3 protein-coding genes are annotated in these 2,901 nt (G+C 49.6%); 1 reads left to right on the forward strand and 2 read right to left on the reverse strand.

What is annotated here, in order from left to right; genetic code table 11:
• On the forward strand, positions 1 to 1,182 hold a 1,182-nt coding region (locus KDK14_RS00440), incomplete at its 5' end, for an ankyrin repeat domain-containing protein (protein ID WP_257263044.1).
• A gap of 195 nt (positions 1,183 to 1,377) precedes the next feature.
• Here KDK14_RS00440 and ilvN read toward each other — a convergent pair.
• Entirely contained in the window at positions 1,378 to 1,869 is a 492-nt protein-coding gene (gene ilvN, locus KDK14_RS00445; protein ID WP_101748023.1) for an acetolactate synthase small subunit, read from the reverse strand.
• A partial coding sequence (locus tag KDK14_RS00450; protein WP_257263045.1) for a thiamine pyrophosphate-dependent enzyme occupies positions 1,869 to 2,901 on the reverse strand: 1,033 nt, incomplete at its 5' end. The genes ilvN and KDK14_RS00450, both read right to left, overlap by 1 nt.

Below are 2,901 nucleotides of genomic sequence, written 5' to 3' on the forward strand. Positions count from 1 at the left end.
ATCAGGACCCCCCTCCATTTTGCGGTAGAACATGGGCAACATGATGCCATTCGGCTATTGCTTGACAGGGGCGCTAATATTGATGCCCAAGCCTCATGGTTGCCAAAAGTATTTAGGGTTGAAATGACAATACACCATTTGTTGAACATAGGAAGAATGAGGGAGAGAACTGACAAATCCACAGTAAGATACGGTGAAAGGGAATTCCACCGGAAACAGTACGAAAAAACACCGCTTCACATTGCTATTGAGACCGGTCAGACAGAGACCGTGGATCTTCTGCTGACCGCAGGCGCAGACACCAATGTACTTATTGGCCGCGGGAAGACGCTATGGGACTGGATAAACAGAGTAAACAAACTGACTGCACCCATAATCAGATCGTTAGCCAGTACCCTGTGTCGCTCTGAGGCACCTTGTGACGATATGCGTGCTGGATTACTCTGCGAACTGATTAAAATCAATGACTGGAATTTATTCGACCAATTACTGGCCAGAACTTCGGATACTGACATTAAAACACTTCATTATCCTGGCTCCGTTCAATCAGCCTTTTACGATGTGATTAAAGAGGGACAAAAAGAAAAAATTCAGGCCATGATAACCCGGGGTGCCGACATTAATGCCCGTGACCATTCTGGAGGGACGCCCCTGCACTGTGCAGTCTTCAGCCACCACGCACATGACGCCATTGAAGTACTGGTTGCCAATAAGGCTGACGTCAATGCCAAAAATAGCAAGGGACAAAGACCTCTGCACCTTGCAGCTATATTCGGTAAGGCAGAGATTATTGATCAACTGATTGGCCATGGTGCTTTCGTCAATGCTACCTCCATAAAATTGGCTGCCAAACCGTCTGCGGTGGCAAAGGATTTTGGCATGATGACCCCCCTTCATTACGCGGTCATTGAAGGTCATTTAAAGGCAGTTCAGCACTTGCTTGACGGAGGCGCCTCCATCAACGACAGAACCCAGTACGGAAAGACCGCCCTTGAACTTTCAGAATCTGCTCTAATGATAGCTATAGAGGCCAAATTGGGAGTCTTCGCCTTTAATGCTTTCTTCCACACCATTCAGAACAAATCCTTGGCTGACGAAAAAGCAAAAGTCAAATCCTGCTCAGACATGGTCGATCTTCTGAAGGTTCATTTGCCATCAGTAAATCTATCCAAGGAACTTTGATGTTGCTGGGGCAAAAGAAGCAGCAGCAGGAATAAAATGCATTCCATCCTGACAACAACATGATTCTGGAAGTATTAGAAAGAAATCTTCCGAATCACTGCCAAGTAGCTGCCAAAAATACCCCAATCAAAGGCTTTGAATAAACTACCCCGCACCAAGCTGCGGGGTATATGAGCAAAAATTAACAGGCATTGCTTAAAGAGATAACACTTTTTCCCCACGGGAAATTCCTGTCACCCCACTTCGCACAACTTCCAGCACCTGTGCCTGACCAATGGCTTCGATAAAGGCATCCAGTTTTTCACCGGTTCCGGTCAGCTGGATGGTGTAGACAGAGCTGGTCACATCAACGATCTGACCACGGAAAATATCCGCTGTCCGCTTTACCTCAGCACGCAGCGGCCCACCGGCACGCACCTTGATCAGCATCATCTCCCGCTCAATATGAGCGCCTTCGGTCAGGTCCACCAGTTTTACCACATCCACCAGCTTGTTCAGCTGCTTGGTAATCTGCTCAACGACCTGGGGGTTTCCCTCCGTGGTCAGCGTCAGACGGGACAGCGTTTTATCCTCCGTTGGTGCAACATTCAATGTCTCAATGTTGTAATTACGCTGGGAGAAGAGCCCGACAATGCGCGACAGTGCCCCGGGTTCGTTCTCAACCAGGACAGAGATAATCCGTTTCATCAGGTTCTCTCCGTTTTGCTGAGCCACATATCGGCCATATTGCCGTCCTTGATCTGCATGGGGTAAACATGCTCACTGGTGTCCACCTGGATATCCATAAAGACCAGTCGGTCCTTCAGCGAGAACGCGTCCTCCATAGCCGACGTCAGCCTGGACGGGTCAGTAATTCTCATGCCCACATGCCCGTAGGATTCCGCCAGTTTGACAAAGTCTGGCAGTGATTCCATGTAAGAATGGGAATAACGACTGTCATACTGCATATCCTGCCACTGTCGTACCATGCCCAGCGCCTGATTATTGAGGTTGATAATTTTGACGTTCAAATCATATTGCAGGCAGGTAGAGAGTTCCTGAATATTCATCTGAATACTGCCCTCACCGGTGACACAGGCCACATGGCTGTCCGGGAATGACAGCTTAACCCCCATGGCGGCTGGCAGACCAAAGCCCATGGTTCCCAGGCCACCGGAGTTAATCCAGCGGTTGGGCTGATCAAATGGGTAATACTGGGCAGCAAACATCTGGTGCTGACCAACATCGGAAGTGATGAAGGTGTCCTCACCCCGGGTCACGTTATACAGTGTTTCAATGACCTGCTGTGGCTTGAGAATGGTGCCGTCACCCTTGTCGTAAGGGAACAGGCCGCCACGACCTGCACGCCATTCATTGATCTGACGCCACCAGTCGTCCAGTGTTTTCTGGCCAATCCGGGTATTTGTCTCTTCTATACGACGGATCATGGCATCCAGAACGGCATCCACTGGCCCGACAATCGGCACATCCGCCGGTACATTCTTGGAGATACTGGCAGGATCAATATCGATATGAATGATCTTTGCATCCGGGCAGAACTTCGACGTGTTATTAGTGACCCGATCATCAAAACGGACGCCCACGGCCAAAATCAGGTCCGCATTGTGCATTGCCTGGTTCGCGCAGTAACTGCCATGCATGCCGAGCATCCCGACAAACTGATGGTCCGAACCCGGGTAGGCTCCCAGGCCCATCAGAGTATTAGTCACCGGTAAATTC

Origin of the sequence: Endozoicomonas sp. ONNA2 (genome assembly GCF_024606365.1) — a bacterium.
GTDB lineage: Bacteria > Pseudomonadota > Gammaproteobacteria > Pseudomonadales > Endozoicomonadaceae > Endozoicomonas.

Coding starts and splice junctions, on each gene's coding strand:
- ilvN (WP_101748023.1), bottom strand. CDS start 1,869: ATGAAACGGATTATCTCTGTCCTGGTTGAGAACGAACCCGGGGCACTG.